The organism is Rhodoplanes sp. SY1 (genome assembly GCF_046000175.1).
Classification (GTDB): Bacteria; Pseudomonadota; Alphaproteobacteria; order Rhizobiales; family Xanthobacteraceae; genus Rhodoplanes.
Map to the genome: position 1 here is coordinate 1 of NZ_JBEOMB010000095.1, position 15,003 is coordinate 15,003.

At 69.5% G+C, this 15,003-nt stretch carries 13 protein-coding genes; 9 read left to right on the forward strand and 4 right to left on the reverse strand.

All coding sequences use genetic code 11. The features are described from left to right. Positions 1-107: 107 nt before the first annotated feature. The 4 genes from hisD to ABTU92_RS21500 form a co-directional block, all read right to left on the reverse strand. Positions 108-1,415, reverse strand: coding sequence for a histidinol dehydrogenase (gene hisD, locus ABTU92_RS21485; RefSeq protein ID WP_408093664.1), 1,308 nt, complete (start codon positions 1,413-1,415; stop codon positions 108-110). A 180-nt stretch (positions 1,416-1,595) separates the two neighbouring features. Beyond that, on the reverse strand, positions 1,596-2,549 hold the full coding sequence (locus ABTU92_RS21490) for a cyclase family protein (RefSeq protein ID WP_408093665.1): 954 nt from the start codon (positions 2,547-2,549) through the stop codon (positions 1,596-1,598). 390 nt (positions 2,550-2,939) lie between these two features. Beyond that, entirely contained in the window at positions 2,940-4,019 is a 1,080-nt protein-coding gene (locus ABTU92_RS21495) for an ROK family protein (RefSeq protein ID WP_408093666.1), read from the reverse strand. 390 nt (positions 4,020-4,409) lie between these two features. Next, positions 4,410-5,315 carry an NAD(P)-dependent oxidoreductase gene (locus ABTU92_RS21500; protein ID WP_408093667.1) on the reverse strand — a complete coding sequence of 302 codons (906 nt, stop codon included), beginning with the start codon at positions 5,313-5,315 and terminating at the stop codon, positions 4,410-4,412. 213 nt (positions 5,316-5,528) lie between these two features. Between ABTU92_RS21500 and ABTU92_RS21505 the strand changes: the two genes are divergently transcribed. From ABTU92_RS21505 to ABTU92_RS21545, 9 genes are all read left to right on the forward strand, one after another. Beyond that, a complete protein-coding gene (locus ABTU92_RS21505; protein ID WP_408093668.1) occupies positions 5,529-6,389 on the forward strand; it encodes a fumarylacetoacetate hydrolase family protein in 861 nt (286 codons plus the stop codon). Further along, positions 6,386-7,270, forward strand: a complete 885-nt coding sequence (locus ABTU92_RS21510; protein ID WP_408093669.1) for a shikimate dehydrogenase — start codon at positions 6,386-6,388, stop codon at positions 7,268-7,270. The genes ABTU92_RS21505 and ABTU92_RS21510 overlap by 4 nt, the downstream gene beginning before the upstream one ends. A 182-nt stretch (positions 7,271-7,452) precedes the next feature. Further along, positions 7,453-8,244 carry a (Fe-S)-binding protein gene (locus tag ABTU92_RS21515; protein ID WP_408093670.1) on the forward strand — a complete coding sequence of 264 codons (792 nt, stop codon included), beginning with the start codon at positions 7,453-7,455 and terminating at the stop codon, positions 8,242-8,244. 151 nt (positions 8,245-8,395) lie between these two features. After that, entirely contained in the window at positions 8,396-9,976 is a 1,581-nt protein-coding gene (locus tag ABTU92_RS21520) for a lactate utilization protein B (protein ID WP_408093671.1), read from the forward strand. Next, positions 9,973-10,662, forward strand: a complete 690-nt coding sequence (locus ABTU92_RS21525; RefSeq protein ID WP_408093672.1) for a lactate utilization protein C — start codon at positions 9,973-9,975, stop codon at positions 10,660-10,662. Before ABTU92_RS21520 ends, ABTU92_RS21525 begins: the two co-directional genes overlap by 4 nt. Positions 10,663-10,791: 129 nt before the next feature. After that, a complete protein-coding gene (locus tag ABTU92_RS21530) occupies positions 10,792-10,977 on the forward strand; it encodes a hypothetical protein (RefSeq protein WP_408093673.1) in 186 nt (61 codons plus the stop codon). A gap of 130 nt (positions 10,978-11,107) precedes the next feature. Further along, positions 11,108-12,463: a phosphoglucosamine mutase gene (gene glmM / locus ABTU92_RS21535; protein WP_408093674.1), complete on the forward strand. Its 1,356-nt coding sequence runs from the start codon at positions 11,108-11,110 to the stop codon at positions 12,461-12,463. 492 nt (positions 12,464-12,955) lie between these two features. Further along, complete coding sequence (locus tag ABTU92_RS21540; RefSeq protein WP_408093675.1) at positions 12,956-13,783, forward strand: outer membrane protein; 828 nt, start codon at positions 12,956-12,958, stop codon at positions 13,781-13,783. Between the two features lie 256 nt (positions 13,784-14,039). Then, complete coding sequence (locus tag ABTU92_RS21545; RefSeq protein ID WP_408093676.1) at positions 14,040-14,864, forward strand: outer membrane protein; 825 nt, start codon at positions 14,040-14,042, stop codon at positions 14,862-14,864. Positions 14,865-15,003 lie beyond the last annotated feature (139 nt).

The following is a 15,003-nucleotide window of genomic DNA, read 5'->3' on the forward strand; positions in this document are numbered from 1 at the left end:
CGTGGATACGGAGGCGCCCCCTCATCCGACTCGCCGCTGCACGGCGAGCCACCTTCTCCCCGCGCGCGGGGAGAAGGGCAGCCGCGCCAGGCGACTATGCCGGCCCGTCACTCCGCCGCCTCCCCGTAGGGCACGTTGCGGTGGCCGAAGCGGCGGACTCTCACATTGGCCTGCTCGGCATGGGCGACGAAGCCCTCCAGCATGCAGAGCCGCGAGGCGTACTCGCCGATCAGGCCGGAGGCCTGGTCGGTGAGGACCTTCTGATACGTGCAGGTCTTGATGAACTTGCCGACCCACAGGCCGCCCGTGTAGCGCGCCGCCTTCTTGGTCGGCAGCGTGTGGTTGGTGCCGATCACCTTGTCGCCATAGGCGACGTTGGTGCGCTCGCCGAGGAACAGCGAGCCGTAGTTCCGCATGGTGTTCAGGAAGAAGTCGGGGTCGCGCGTCATCACCTGGACGTGCTCGGAGGCGACGCGGTCGGCCTCTGTCACCATCTCCTCGTAGCTGTCGCAGACGATCACCTCGCCGTAGTCCTCCCACGCCTTGCCGGCGAGCTCGGCGGTCGGCAGGATTTTGAGAATCCGCTCGACCTCGCTCATCGTATCGCGCGCGAGCTTCTCGGAGTTGGTGATCAGCACGGCCGGCGAGGTCGGGCCGTGCTCGGCCTGGCCCAAGAGATCGGTGGCGCAGATCTCGCCGTCGACCGTCTCGTCGGCGATGATCAGCGTCTCGGTCGGGCCGGCGAGCAGGTCGATGCCGACGCGGCCGAACAGCTGGCGCTTGGCCTCCGCCACATAGGCGTTGCCGGGGCCGACGATCATGTCGACCGGCGCGATCGTCTCGGTGCCGAGCGCCATGGCGGCGACCGCCTGCACGCCGCCGAGCACGTAGATCTCGTCGGCGCCGCCGAAATGCATGGCCGCGACGATCGCCGGATGCGGCCCGCCCTTGAACGGCGGCGCGCAGGCGATGATGCGCTTCACGCCCGCGACCCGCGCCGTGACGATCGACATGTGGGCCGAGGCGACCATCGGATAGCGGCCGCCCGGCACGTAGCAGCCGATGCTCTCCACCGGGATGTGGCGATGGCCGAGGATCACGCCGGGCAGCGTCTCCACCTCGAGGTCGTGCATGGTGTCGCGCTGCTTCTGGGCGAAGTTGCGCACCTGGTCCTGGGCGAAGCGGATGTCGTCCAGGTCGCGCTTCGGCACCTCGGCGATGGCGCGCTCGATCTCCTCGGGAGTCAGCTTGAAGCGCGCGGGCGACCACTTGTCGAACTTGTCGGAGAGGTCACGCACCGCCGCGTCGCGGCGCGCCTCGACATCGGCGAGAATGCCCTCGACGGTCCTGCGGACCTGGTCGTCCGCCGCCCTGACCGCGCTCGCATCCATGCCGCGCTTGAGATACCGGGCCATGATGTGCCTCCTGTGGATTTCGAATCGGCGCACCGAACGCTCGATCCTCATGGTGAGGAGGGCTCCGAAGGAGCCCGTCTCGAACCATGCGGCCCGGTGCGCCCCCGCCCTTCGAGACGCGGCCTTCGGCCGCTCCTCAGGACGAGGGCGGACCGAGGATTGCTCTTGGCCGCAGCGGAGCTACTTGATCGCCTGCGGATTGATCGGCGAGCCGGTGCCGCCCGTGATGATCAGGGGCGGGCCGCAGAAGAAGAACTCGTAGATGCCGTCGTCGGCGCAGTCGGCCGCCAGATCCTTCAGGTAGAAGATCTCGCCCATGCACAAGCCCATCGCCGGGATCACCACCCAGTGCCACGGCTGGTTCGCCTCGTCGGTCTCGTTCGGCCGCACCTCGACGCCCCAAGTGTCGGAGCAGATCGCCGCGATCTGGTGCTCCTGGCACCAGTAGCAGTTCTCGAACTTGACGCCCGGCGCGTCGCCGCCGGCATAGCCGCCCCACTGGCCTTCCTTCAGGCATCGCTCCATCTGGCCGGTGCGAATGATCACGAAGTCGCCCTTGCGCACCTCGACGTTCTGGGCGCGGGCGCACTTGTTCAGCTCGTCGTTGGAGATGCCCTCGCCGTCGGCGAGCCAGTCGACGCCGCGGAAGCGGGCGATGTCGAGCAGCACGCCGCGGCCGACCATCTTGTTGCGCGAGTGCTCGATGCCGAGCACGCCGAGCCCGCGCGAATCGATCAGCTTGGCGTCGTGGCCGTTGTAGGCCTTGTCCTCGTAGAAGACGTGGCCGAGCGCGTCCCAGTGGGTGGCGCCCTGGACACAGAGGTTCAGCGTGTCGTCGGCGTAGCGGATCTTGTTCCAGTCCTGCTGGCCCGCCACCGCGTCGGTGCCGGTCGCCAGCATCTGGTGGATCGGGTTGAAGCGGCCCCCGAACAGGCCGGTCTGCGGGCCGTTGCGGTCGAGCGGGATGCCGAGTGCGAAGGTCTTGCCGCTGCGGATCAGCGACGCGGCGGCGACGATGTCCTGCGGCGTCACGTGGTTGAGGGTGCCGATCTGGTCGTCCTTGCCCCAGCGCCCCCAGTTCGAGAGCTTCTGGGACGCCTCGGCGATCGCCTTCTTGCTGACCGTGATGTTCATCGTGCTCCGTCCGTCCTTGGTGTCCTCCCGACGGCGGTATCACTTCGCGACAAGGTGACTTGGCGCCGTCTCGCCCGTGCGGGCACTCCCGGGAAGGGCGCCGAGTGTGGCGCGTCCAGGGGGCTTCGTCTACGGAGCGATGCGGCCGGGTTGCGCGGCCGCCCGGTCAGCCATGCGTCGGGGGAGGGGGCCGGTCATACAAAGTGTGTCGAGTTGGACGACGACCACGGCCAGAGCGGCTTTCACTGAAGTCGATCCACGCTCCGCTCATCCCCGCGAAGGCGGGGATCGAGGGCCAAACCGATCAGCGTTACGTGCTGCGGCCCCTGGGTCCCCGCCTTCGCGGGGACGAGCGGAAAGCGATTGGTCGTGGTGCAAAATAGGACCGCCCTAATTCCGCGCGCGGTTCGTGAATCGGGCGTTGCCGAGCCCGGTGCCGATGGTGAACACGCCCCAGCGCGCGACGTCCTGCATGAACGGCGTCTGGCTCAGCCCCTGCACCACCGCGTCGTTGTGCATCAGGATGGCGGTCTCGTGGTCGCCGATCTTCGGAATCTCCTTGTGCAGCGCAGCAGGGAGATTGAACTTCGGGCTCTCCCAATTGCCGGGCAGGTTCTGGGCGCCGCGGTCGATGGCGCCGTCCTCCTCGATCATGCCGGGGCAGCCGATGCCGATGAAGGGGGCGAGGCGCAGCCCGTCCTTGGCGGCCCGGGTGATCAGCCGCTTCAGCATGTCGATCAGGCGGTCGACCGCCTCGGTGCGACCGAGCTTCTCGTCACCGTGGCGCCACAGCTCGAAGCGGTCGACGACGGCCTTCGAGAGATCGGTCGCCTTCTTGAGGTTCGGCCTGACGACGCCGGCCCGGATGTTGGTGCCGCCGATGTCGACCGCGATAAGCGCGTCGTGCCCCTCGAACATCCAGGCGGGGGCGAGGTGCGCGACGCCGATCAGCCCGGCCTCGTCGGGGTCGTGGCGGATCATGTCGAAGTCGACCTTGATCTTCTCCGCCTTCAAGAGCACGGCGGTGCGGCCGATCGCGAGCTCGCCGACCCGGCTGTTGCGGAAGCCGCCGCCGACCACGATGCGCTCGGTGTCTCGCCAGGCCTTCACCTTGAGGAAGCGTCGCGTCACCGTGGCGAGCTCCTGGGCGAACTCCTCGATCGCCGAATGGACGATGCCGGCGGCCTCCGGGTCGCCGGCGGTCAAGAGATCGTCGAGCGCCTTCTTGCTCAGCTTGTCGCTCGGCTCGTCGCCGAACGGATCCTCGCCCAGGTCGCGCAGCGGCTTGCGCCAGCGTTCGACGATGGTCCGGAAGGCGCGCCGGCTGGCGCGGTCGCCGAGGAAGCCGTCGTCGTCGGTGATCTCCAGATTGTAGCTGTCGAGGACGACGCTCGGCAGCTGATCGGCGCCGTGCGGGGCGATGCGGTGCGGCTCCGCCGCCGGGCGGGGCTTCGTCGTGGTGTCGGGCATGGGGGTGGTCTACGTCCCTGCGCGCCTCCCGCCGGCGAACGGGGGTCGTGCGCCGCAGCGGAGCCTCCCGACAACCGGGGATGCGGCGAAAGGTTTCATGCGGTGGCGGGGCGTCGTCCCAGGAGAGGTGCCGTGTCCCGGGCGCGGCGCGACGCGCCGCGAACCGGGACCCAGGGGCGGCTCGACGAAGCGCTCACCGCGGTGCCCCTGGGCCCCGGCTCTGCGGGGCCTCCGGCCTGCGGCCCGAGGCCCCTTGTCCGGGGCACGAGGCATCACGGCAACCCCTCGTCCGACTCGCCGTTGCGCGGCGAGCCACCTTCTTTCCGCGTGCGGGGGAGAAGGACAGGCGCCGCTTCTCTCTTCGCTCCGTCGGCCGCTTATGTGTGCCGCTCACCCCGTGATCTTGCGCACGATGTCGATCGCGCGGCGGAGCAGGGTCTCGGAGGCCTCGGCGGTGCGGAAGGCGGCGTGCGCCGTGATGGTCACGTTGTCGAGGCTCGCCAGCGGATGGTCGGCCTTCAGCGGCTCGGCGTGGAACACGTCGAGGCCGGCGTGGCGGATGCGGCGGTTCTGCAGCGCGTCGATCAGCGCCGCCTCGTCGACCAGGGCGCCGCGCGCCGTGTTGACCAGGATGGCGCCCGGCTTCATCAGCGCGAGCTTCTTCGCGTCGATGATCCCCCGCGTCTCGTCGTTGAGCACCAGGTTCAGCGACACGACGTCGGACTTGGACAAAAGCTCGTCGAGCCCGACCTGCGGCACGCCGGCCTCGGGCCGCGGCGTCCGGTTCCAGGCGATCACGTTCATGCCGATCCCCGATGCGATGCGGGCGACCTCGCCGCCGATGCCGCCGAGCCCGACGACGCCGAGCGTCTTGCCGAGGAGCTGCATGCCCTCGAGCGGCGTCCAGGTGCCGGCCCGCACGGTGCGGTCCATCAGCGCGACCGAGCGCGCGCAGGCGAACATCAGCGCGATCGTGTGCTCGGCGACCGCCGTGACGCCGTAGCCCTTGATGGTGTGCACCGTGACGCCGAGGTCGTTCAGCTCGGCGATGTTCATGTAGCTCGCAGCACCCGTGCCCAGGAACACGATGTGGCGCAGGTCCTTGCAGCGGGCGATCTCGGCCGTCGGCATGTAGGAATGGTCGTCGAGGCAGATGGCGCAGCCGTCGAGCAGCGCGGGCAGGTCGGCCGAGGCGAAGGGCGTCATGTTGACGGCGATCGGCGGGTCGTCGGGCCGATGAACGCGGGCGAACACGGGGGCGAGCTGCTGGTTGCAGTCGATGAACAAGGCTTTCATGCGGTCCGGATCGGGCTCGTTGTGGATGGAACTGCAGCGCGGTCATAACCCGATCGCGCAATTTTTCGAAGGGGTTGGCTCGCGCAGGCCGGGATCGGCGATCGGCCGGGCAGGGCGCCGGCCGGGGATATCCCGGGGGCTGCGGGACCGCGCCGCCTTGCGCCGGGCCGGCGACAGGTGTTGTGTGCGGTCCGAGATTCGGGGGACGGGGCCATGCGCCTGGCGAGCTATATCACCCACGGCCGCTCCGGGTTCGGGGCGGTCGTCGGGACCGGGGTGGTCGACATGCGGCTTCGCATGGGACCGCGCTTCCCGACGCTGCTCGACGTGCTGCGCGAGGGCGCGCTCGACGAGCTGCGCGCCGGCGCCGCCGGGGTGCGTCCCGACTACCCGCTGAGCGAGGTGCGCTTCCTGCCGCCCGTGGTCGGGCCGGAGAAGATCCTCTGCGTCGGGGTGAACTATGCCGGGCGCTCGGACGAGTACCAGGATCCGGCACACGACACGAAGCATCCGAACCTGTTCTTCCGCGCGCCCGGATCGCTCACCGGACACCTCGAGCCGCTGGTGCGGCCGCGGGAATCCGAGCAGCTCGACTACGAGGGCGAGATCGCGCTCGTGATCGGCAAGCGCGGCCGCCGCATCCCGGTCGAGGAGGCGCTCTCCCACGTCGCCGGCTACACGCTGTGCAACGAGGGCACGGTGCGCGACTGGCTCCGCCACGGCTCGCGCAACGTCACGCCGGGCAAGAACTTCGATGCGTCCGGCAGCCTCGGGCCGTGGATCGTCACGGCCGACGAGATCGATCCGACCGTGCCGATGCGGCTCACCACCCGGGTCAACGGCGAGATGCGGCAGGATGCCACCACGGCGTCGATGATCTTCGGCTTCGCCGAGCTGATCGCCTATGCCAGCGTGTTCACGACGCTGGTGCCGGGTGACGTCATCGTCACCGGCACGCCCGTCGGAGCGGGCGCACGCTTCGAACCCCCGCGCTGGCTCGAGCCGGGCGACATCGTCGAGGTCGCCGTGCCGGAGATCGGCGTTCTGCGTAACGAGGTCATCGACGAACCATGACGGATTCAGTGTCCGGCATGCGGGCCGCCTGCGTCATCGGCTGGCCCGCGGCGCATTCGCGCTCGCCCCTCATCCACCGCCACTGGCTGTCGGTCTACGGCATCGCCGGCGACTATCGGGTCGAGGCGGTGCCGCCCGAGGAGTTCGCGGCCTTCGTGAAGGATCTGGCCGGCCGCGGCTATGTCGGCGCCAATGTCACGCTGCCCCACAAGGAGGCGGCGCTGACGCTCGCGATCCCCGACGAGCGGGCCAAGAAGATCGGCGCCGCCAACACGCTGTGGCTCGACGGGACGAAGCTGCGCGCCACCAATACGGATGCCGAGGGCTTCATTGCCAATCTCGACGCCGCGGCGCCGAAATGGGACCGCGGGCTCGAGACCGCGCTGGTGCTCGGTGCCGGCGGCTCCGCCCGCGCCGTCGTCTACGGCCTCGTCGACCGCGGCGTGCCGCGCATCTATGTCGCGAATCGCACGCTCGCGCGGGCCGAGGATCTGGGCCGCCGCTTCGGCGCGGCGGTGCGGCCGATTCACTGGGACGAGGCGCGCGGCCTGTTCGGCGCGACGCAGCTTCTCGTCAACACGACGACGCTGGGCATGGTCGGCCAGCCGGCGCTGGAGATCGGCCTCGGCCGGCTGCCGGCCAACGCCGTGGTCGCCGATCTCGTCTATGCGCCGCTGGAGACGGCGCTGCTCGCTGCGGCGCGCGAGCGCGGCCTGCGCCGCGCCGACGGGCTCGGCATGCTGCTGCACCAGGCGGTGCGTGGCTTCGCGCTGTGGTTCGGCGTGACGCCGGAGGTGACGCCCGAGCTGCGCGAGCTCGTCGAGGCGGATCTGGTCGCCGCCGCGACGCCGGCCGTCAAGGCCGCCGGTGGGGCCGCGTAGCGCGACGTCCGCGTGCCGGAACTCCACGGTCCCGCATTTCGCGTTCCGCTTCGGGCGGGCCACTGTGGCACCATGCGGATGCGGTCCGTCGGCCGGCCCGGGGCGTCGTGCCAGGGTTGCGCCCAAAGATCCTTTCCGCCATCCTGCCGTCCCATCCGTCGCGCCGCGAGGAGCTTGGCAGCATGGCCGCATCGAAGCGCGTCGGCCTTCTGGTCACCTGCCTGGTCGATCTGGTGCGGCCTGCGGTCGGGTTCGCGGCGGCGCGGTTGCTCGACGACGCCGGCTGCACGGTCGCGGTGCCGGCGCAGACCTGCTGCGGCCAGCCGGCATTCAATTCGGGTGATCGCGCGACGGCGCGACGGCTCGCCGAGCAGGTGATCACGGCGTTCGAGCCGTTCGACTACGTGGTGGTGCCGTCCGGCTCGTGTGCCGGGCAGGTCCGGCTGCACTACCCGGAGATTTTCCAGGGCGACCCCGCCTGGCAGCCGCGCGCCGACGCGCTCGCCGCGAAGACCTTCGAGCTCACCCAGTTTCTCGTCGATGTCTGCGGCGTGTCGCGCGTCGCGACGCGCTTTTCGGGCCTCGCCACGTATCACGACTCGTGCTCCAGCCTGCGCGAGCTCGGCGTCCGGGTGCAGCCGAGAAAGCTCCTGGCGAGCGTCGAGGGGCTCGATCTGATCGAGCTAGCCGACACCGAAGTCTGCTGCGGCTTCGGCGGCACGTTCTGCGTCAAGTATCCGGACATCTCGGACCGCATGGTCGGCAAGAAGGCCGAGGCCGTGACGGCGACCGGCGCCGATCTGCTGCTCGCCGGCGATCTCGGCTGCCTCCTCAACATCGCCGGCAAGCTGTCGCGCGACGGCTCCGGCGTCAGCGTCCGTCACGTCGCCGAGGTGCTGGCCGGCGAGGTCGACGTGCCGGCGATCGGCGCGGCCGCACCGGTGCTCCCGTCGCCGACGGAGGCGAAGCCGTGAGCCGCGTCGCCTTCATTCTCTGGTCATTCGGGGGCGCCGCAAGGCGGCGAACCCGGAATCCAGCCATGCGCACCGCGCCGGGGGCTGGATTCCGGATCGCCTCGCTGCGCGAGGCGTCCGGAATGACGAGACGTGATCACGAGGTCGCCCGATGAGCCGCGTCGCGACGTCGGAAAAATTCGTCGCCAACGCCCGCGAGGCGCTCGCCGACGCGGATCTGCAGGGTGCGCTCGGATTCGTCGAGACCAACTTTCCGGCGCGCCGCCGCACCGTCGTCGAGGCGCTGCCCGAGTTCGACGCGCTGCGCGACTCCGCCCGCGACATCAAGGCCCACACGCTCGCCCATCTCGATCTCTATCTGACCGCCTGGGAGGAGCGCGTCACCGCTCAGGGCGGGACCGTGCACTGGGCCGCGACCGCCGCCGAGGCCAACGACATCGTCCTGAAAATCTGCCGCGACGCCGGCGCCCGCACCGTCACCAAAGGCAAGTCGATGGTGGGCGAGGAGATGGGCGTCAACGAGCATCTCGTCGCCAACGGCATCGTGCCGGTCGAGACCGATCTCGGCGAGTACATCGTCCAGATTCGCGACGAGCTGCCGTCGCACATCATCATGCCGGCCGTGCATCTCAACCGGCATCAGATCGCCGACGATTTTCGCCGCGTCCACACGGACCTGCCGAAGGATCGCGATCTGAGCACGGCGCAGTCGCTGCTGACCGAGGCGCGCGCGACGCTGCGCAAGCAGTTCCTGGCGGCCGACGTCGGCATCACCGGCGCCAACTTCCTGATCGCCGAGACCGGCTCGTCCGTGATCGTCACCAACGAGGGCAACGGCGACCTCACCTGCACGCTGCCGCGCGTCCATATCGTGCTCGCCTCGATCGAGAAGGTGATCCCGACCATGGAGGATCTGGCGCAGCTCCTGCGCGTGCTGGCGCGCTCGGCGACCGCGCAGGAGATGTCGGTCTACACCACCGTCACGACCGGCCCGCGCCGCGCCGACGATCCCGACGGCCCGCACGAATATCACGTCGTCGTGCTCGACAACGGCCGCTCGGCCATGCTGGCCGGCGAGTTCCGCGACATGCTCCGCTGCATCCGCTGCGGTGCCTGCATGAACCACTGCCCGGTCTATCACGCGGTCGGCGGCCACGCCTACGGCTTCGTCTATCCGGGGCCGATGGGTGCCGTGCTGACACCGAGCCTGCTCGGCGTCGACCGCGCCGGGGATCTGCCGAACGCCTCCACCTTCTGCGGCCGCTGCGAGCAGGTGTGCCCGGTGAAGATCCCGCTGCCGCGGCTGATGCGATACTGGCGCGACCGTGATTTCGCGCGATCCCCGGCGTCGGTCTCGCGCGCCGGCCTCGCGCTGTGGGGCTTCTTCGCCGCGCGGCCCTGGCTCTATCGCGTCACCACGGGGCTCGGCACCCGGCTTCTCGCGCGGCTCGGGCGCGCCCGCGGGCATTTCCGCTGGCTGCCGCTCGCCGGCGGCTTCACGGCGACCCGCGACATCGCGGCGCCGCAGGGCGCGACGTTCCAGCAGCAGTGGCGGGCGCGCGCCGCGCAGCGGCCCGATCGGCTCCGCACCGTGCCGTCCGGCAACCCGCACGGTCGCGGCAGCGAGCCGCACGTCGCCGAGCCGCGTGTCGCCGACGCCGCCTCGGCAGAGCCGGCATCCGGTCGTCAGCGGCCGCGCATCGTCGCGGCCGGACCGGAGACGCGCCCGTGAGCGGACGTGATCACGTTCTCGGCGGCATCCGGCGCGCGCTCGGCGTCACCGGTGAAGAGCCGTCGCGTAAGAAGATCGTCGCCGACCGGCTCGCCGACCATCCCCGCGGCGTCATCCCGGCGCGCGGCCAGCTCCTGCCGGCGGCGCGCCTCGCGTTGTTCCAGAAGCGCGTCGAGCTCGCCGCCGGCACGGTGGTGCGGGTCGTCCGCGCCGAGGCGGTGCCGGCCGCCGTCGCCGACTATCTCGAAGCCGCCGGCCTGCCGCGGGCGATCCGCCACGGTGCCGATGCCCGGCTCGCGGCGCTGCCCTGGGCGAGCGTGCCGGACCTCGCCGTCGCGGTCGGCGCCTCGGCGGGCGACGATCTCGTCGGCGTGTCGCACGCCCACGCCGCGGTCGCCGAGACCGGCACGCTGGTGCTGCTGTCCGGGCCCGACAACCCGACCACGCTGAACTTCCTTCCCGACCACCATCTGGTCGTCGTCGATGCGACGACGGTGGTGGGTGATCTCGAGACCGTGCTGGCCGGGCTGCGGGAGGCCCGCGGGGCAGGGGCGTGGCCCGGCGGCCTGCCGCGCAACGTGCACCTCGTCACCGGGCCGTCGCGCACCGCCGACATCGAGCAGACCTTGATCCTCGGCGCCCACGGCCCGCGCCGCCTGCACGTGCTCCTGGTCGGCGAGGCCTGAACGGTCGAGCCGCACCATGAAACCATGCGGGCGGCCCGGCGTTGTCGTGCCGATGCCGCGCCTGCGGGGGATGCCTGTGGGCCGTCCCGTCGTGGCCGCGATCGCGCGCCGTTTTCCAGGGAGACCCCGATGTCCGACCCCGCCAAGAAGAAGCACGTCACCGATCCCGAGCGGCGCGAGAACCCGCCGCCCGGCAACTCCAAGGAGGCGATGGACAAGAAGCTCGACGAGGCGCTGGAGGAGAGCTTTCCGGGCTCCGACCCGGTGTCGATCGCCCAGCCCGCCCCGAGCCCGCAAGACAAGGACGCGGATTAGGTGTTGGGCGCTAGCCCGTTCACGATACGATAATTTTCTTAAAGCGCGGCCCGGTCGGAAGCCCTAATATGCACCCGACCCGGCCGCGCGTGCTCCGCGCGGCCGCACGATTTTGCGACCGAGGGGGCACATGGCTCGGAAATATTTCGGCACCGACGGAATCCGCGGGCGCGCCAACGGCGTCATCACGGCGGACCTGGCGTTGCGGGTGGGGCAGGCGACCGGCCTCGTCTTCCGGCGCGGCGAGCACCGCCATCGCGTCGTCATCGGCAAGGACACGCGGCTCTCCGGCTACATGATCGAGACCGCCATGGTGGCGGGCTTCACCTCGGTCGGGTTCGACGTGCTTCTCCTCGGCCCGATGCCGACGCCGGCCGTCGCCATGCTGACGCGCTCGATGCGGGCCGATCTCGGCGTGATGATCTCCGCCTCGCACAATCCGTTCGACGACAACGGCATCAAGCTGTTCGGCCCGGACGGGTTCAAGCTCACCGACGCCGACGAGCTCGAGATCGAGGCGATGATCGACGCCGATCTCACCAAGAAGTTCGCCAAGTCGGCGGCGCTCGGCCGCGCCAAGCGCATCGAGGGCGTGCACGACCGCTACATCGAGTTCGCCAAGCGCACGCTGCCGCGCGCCATGTCGCTCGACGGCCTGCGCGTCGTCGTCGACTGCGCCAACGGTGCCGCCTACCGGGTGGTGCCCGAGGCGTTGTGGGAGCTCGGCGCCGAGGTGATCTCGATCGGCGTCGATCCGGACGGCCTCAACATCAACCGCGAATGCGGCTCCACGTCTCCTCAGGCCTTGCGTGCGAAAGTGCGCGAGCTGCGCGCCGACGTCGGCATCGCGCTCGACGGTGACGCCGACCGCGTCGTGATGGTGGACGAGCAGGGACATCTGATCGACGGCGACCAGCTCCTCGCCGTGATCGCCGAGAGCTGGCTGGAGGACGGCCGCCTCTCCAAGCCCGGCGTCGTCGCCACCGTGATGAGCAATCTCGGGCTCGAGCGCCGTCTCGCCGGCAAGGGCCTGTCGCTCATCCGCACCGCGGTCGGCGACCGCTACGTGCTCGAGCAGATGCGCGAGCAGGGCTACAATGTCGGCGGCGAGGCCTCCGGCCACATCATCCTGTCGGATTACGCGACCACGGGCGACGGCTTCGTCGCCGCTCTGCAGGTGCTGGCCTGCGTCAAGAAGCTCGACCAGCCGATGTCGGCGGTGTGCCGGCGCTTCGAGCCGCTGCCGCAGGTGACCAAGAACGTCCGCTACGCCAAGGGCACGGCGGGCCGGCCGACCGAGCACGAGAAGGTCAAGGGCGCCATCGCCGACGCCGAGACGCGCCTCAACGGTCACGGCCGGCTGATCGTGCGGCCCTCCGGCACCGAGCCGGTGATCCGTGTCACCGGCGAGGGCGACGACGCCGAGCTGATCGAGGCCGTGGTCGACGACATCGTCGGCGCCATCACCGAGGTCTCGGCGGGCTGAGCCCGACCGGCTGTCACGTTCAGGCGCGCCGCATCGTGTCGCTCGTGGATCTCGTGTCCCGGGCCGGCCGCGCGGCGACCCGGACCGGGACGAAGGGCCGGCGTCTCGCGGCGCATCTGGCAGCTCCTGACGACGCATGACGTTTTCGTGCATCGCCCCGGGCCTCGGCCCGCGGCGTCGCGCTGTCGCGCGCGGCCGCATCCGAGACGCCGCATCCGAGACGCCGCATCCGGGACGGCGCATCCGGGACACGGAGCCGTCCCGTGCCGGGCGGTCAGTCGCGGCGCGCTCCCGCGATCCCCGTTAACGCTCCGTCAATACCTTGGGCAAATTACCTCCATTAACACGTCGTAAACCATGACGGTCAGCTCGACGTTAGGGTTAAGTTTTAGGGTTAAGTCGCCTTTAACCCTTGGTTGCCATCATCGCCTTGCCAGTGAGTGATCAGTCGGGTCGCGTCCCTCGCGCCCTGCCACACGGAAGGACGATGTCATGGCAAGCGTGAAGTTGTTAGCAGTCGCGGGGTCGGCCGTGCTTCTCACCATGAATGCAGCGGGCGCCGCCGATCTCCCCCTCGCCCCGCCGCCGGTGCCGGTGGTCCAGGAGTTCTCGGGCTGGTACCTGCGCGGCGATATCGGGTTCAGCAACCAGCAGGTCAAGAGCCTGAACAACGCCCTCTACCAGGTCCCGCCGAACCAGACGGTGACGACGGTCCACAAGGACTTCGATGCCGCTCCCTTCTTCGGGCTCGGGTTCGGCTATCAGTTCAACAGCTGGTTCCGCGCCGACGTGATCGGCGAGTACCGTGGCAAGGCGAATTTCCACGGGTACGACAACATCCTGCTCAACGGGAACTACTACAACGACACTTACACGGCGAGCAAGTCCGAGTGGCTCGTCATGGCCAACGCCTACATCGATCTCGGGACGTGGTGGTGCGTCACGCCGTTCGTCGGCGCCGGCATCGGTGCCTCCTACAACCAGATCAGCAACTTCATGGACCACGGCATGCACAATGTCGGTGGGCCGAACGTCGGTCTCGCCTATGCCGCGGACGCCGGAAAATGGAACTTCGCCTGGGCTCTGCATGCCGGTCTCGCCTACAAGGTCACGCCCGGCTTCACGATCGAGCTCGCCTATCGGTACTTGAACCTGGGTGACGCGGCGTCCGGCGACCTGATCACCTACACGGGCGTGAACAGCGTCTACAATCCGATGGAGTTCAACGACATCACGTCGCACGACCTGAAGGTCGGCATGCGCTGGATGCTGTCCGCGCCCGAGCCGGTCTACCAGCCGCCGCTGATGCGCAAGGGCTGAGCGCGACCGAGAGACAGGAACGAGCTTCCGCCGGACCGGAAAAAGGTCTCGCGTACCGGACCGGCGAAGACAAGCGGCGCGGAGCGTTTCTCCGCGCCGTTTTCATTTTGTTAAGGACTTCTTTTAATCTCCTGTCGCGGTGCTTTGACACACTCGTTCGATTTCGCGCATCGCGGGTAACCCGGCATTAAGGTTAATGCCCGATGATCGTGTCAGGTCGCGAGCGTTGCGACCGTCGGATCAGAGGGTCAGTCCCATGCGTAGCGTCGGCCTGTGCGGCCTCCTCCTCGCCGCCCTCGGCACCTCCGCGTTCGCCGCCGACATGTCGGTGCTGCGCGGATCCCAGGGCCTGGCGCCGAGCGAACCCGTCTATTTCCGCTGGGAAGGCGTCTACGTCGGCGGCCATGTCGGCTACTCGTCCGGCAATGCCGATTTCTCCAACGGCTCGGGCGACCTGGTCTCCTACATCCTGCGCAACACCCTCGAGGAGAACGAGATGGGCGTGTCGCGCTGGACGACGCTCCCGTCGAGGAACGGCATGACCGGCACCGGCTGGGGCGGCTACATCGGCTACAACGCGCAGTGGGACGACGCCGTGGTCGGCATCGAACTCAACTACACGCGGCTCGGCCAGAAGGCGTCGGCGTCGGATACGATGTCGCGCTACCAGCTGCTGTCCGACAACTACATCCACAGCGTCAATCTGACGACCGGGGCGGGCATCGACCTCACCGATCTCGCAACGTTGCGTCTGCGCGGCGGCTGGGCGGCCTCGTGGTTCATGCCCTACGCCTTCATCGGCGTCGCCGCCGGCCGGGCCGACCTGACACGCACCGCGACGGTGAGCGAGACCGTCTACGACGCGAACTGGAACTATCTCTACCGGGTCTCGCCCATGACCCGCTCCGACAACCGCAGCGGCGCCTGGGGCTTCGGCTACTCGTTGGGGGGTGGCATCGATGTCGCGCTGATGGCCAATGTGTTCCTGCGGGCCGAGTACGAGTACGTCTATTTCGGCGACTTCCAGGACATGAAGGTCACGGTCAACACGGTGCGCGGCGGCCTCGGCGTCAAGTTCTGAGCGCGGCGAGCGGGCGTCGTCACGCCGATCTTCGTGGCCGCGGGCGTCGTGCCGACGGGACCGCGCCTGGCGGCATCCAGACACCAAAATATCTCGAAAACACGACGACCGAGGGTTGACACCCGCGGTCGTCTCTCAT

Bases quoted from the DNA above. Each gene is read 5' to 3' on its own strand.
- hisD (WP_408093664.1), bottom strand. From the start codon at position 1,415: ATGGCCCGGTATCTCAAGCGCGGCATGGATGCGAGCGCGGTCAGGGCG.
- ABTU92_RS21490 (WP_408093665.1), bottom strand. From the start codon at position 2,549: ATGAACATCACGGTCAGCAAGAAGGCGATCGCCGAGGCGTCCCAGAAG.
- ABTU92_RS21495 (WP_408093666.1), bottom strand. From the start codon at position 4,019: ATGCCCGACACCACGACGAAGCCCCGCCCGGCGGCGGAGCCGCACCGC.
- ABTU92_RS21500 (WP_408093667.1), bottom strand. From the start codon at position 5,315: ATGAAAGCCTTGTTCATCGACTGCAACCAGCAGCTCGCCCCCGTGTTC.
- ABTU92_RS21505 (WP_408093668.1), top strand. From the start codon at position 5,529: ATGCGCCTGGCGAGCTATATCACCCACGGCCGCTCCGGGTTCGGGGCG.
- ABTU92_RS21510 (WP_408093669.1), top strand. From the start codon at position 6,386: ATGACGGATTCAGTGTCCGGCATGCGGGCCGCCTGCGTCATCGGCTGG.
- ABTU92_RS21515 (WP_408093670.1), top strand. From the start codon at position 7,453: ATGGCCGCATCGAAGCGCGTCGGCCTTCTGGTCACCTGCCTGGTCGAT.
- ABTU92_RS21520 (WP_408093671.1), top strand. From the start codon at position 8,396: ATGAGCCGCGTCGCGACGTCGGAAAAATTCGTCGCCAACGCCCGCGAG.
- ABTU92_RS21530 (WP_408093673.1), top strand. From the start codon at position 10,792: ATGTCCGACCCCGCCAAGAAGAAGCACGTCACCGATCCCGAGCGGCGC.
- glmM (WP_408093674.1), top strand. From the start codon at position 11,108: ATGGCTCGGAAATATTTCGGCACCGACGGAATCCGCGGGCGCGCCAAC.
- ABTU92_RS21540 (WP_408093675.1), top strand. From the start codon at position 12,956: ATGGCAAGCGTGAAGTTGTTAGCAGTCGCGGGGTCGGCCGTGCTTCTC.
- ABTU92_RS21545 (WP_408093676.1), top strand. From the start codon at position 14,040: ATGCGTAGCGTCGGCCTGTGCGGCCTCCTCCTCGCCGCCCTCGGCACC.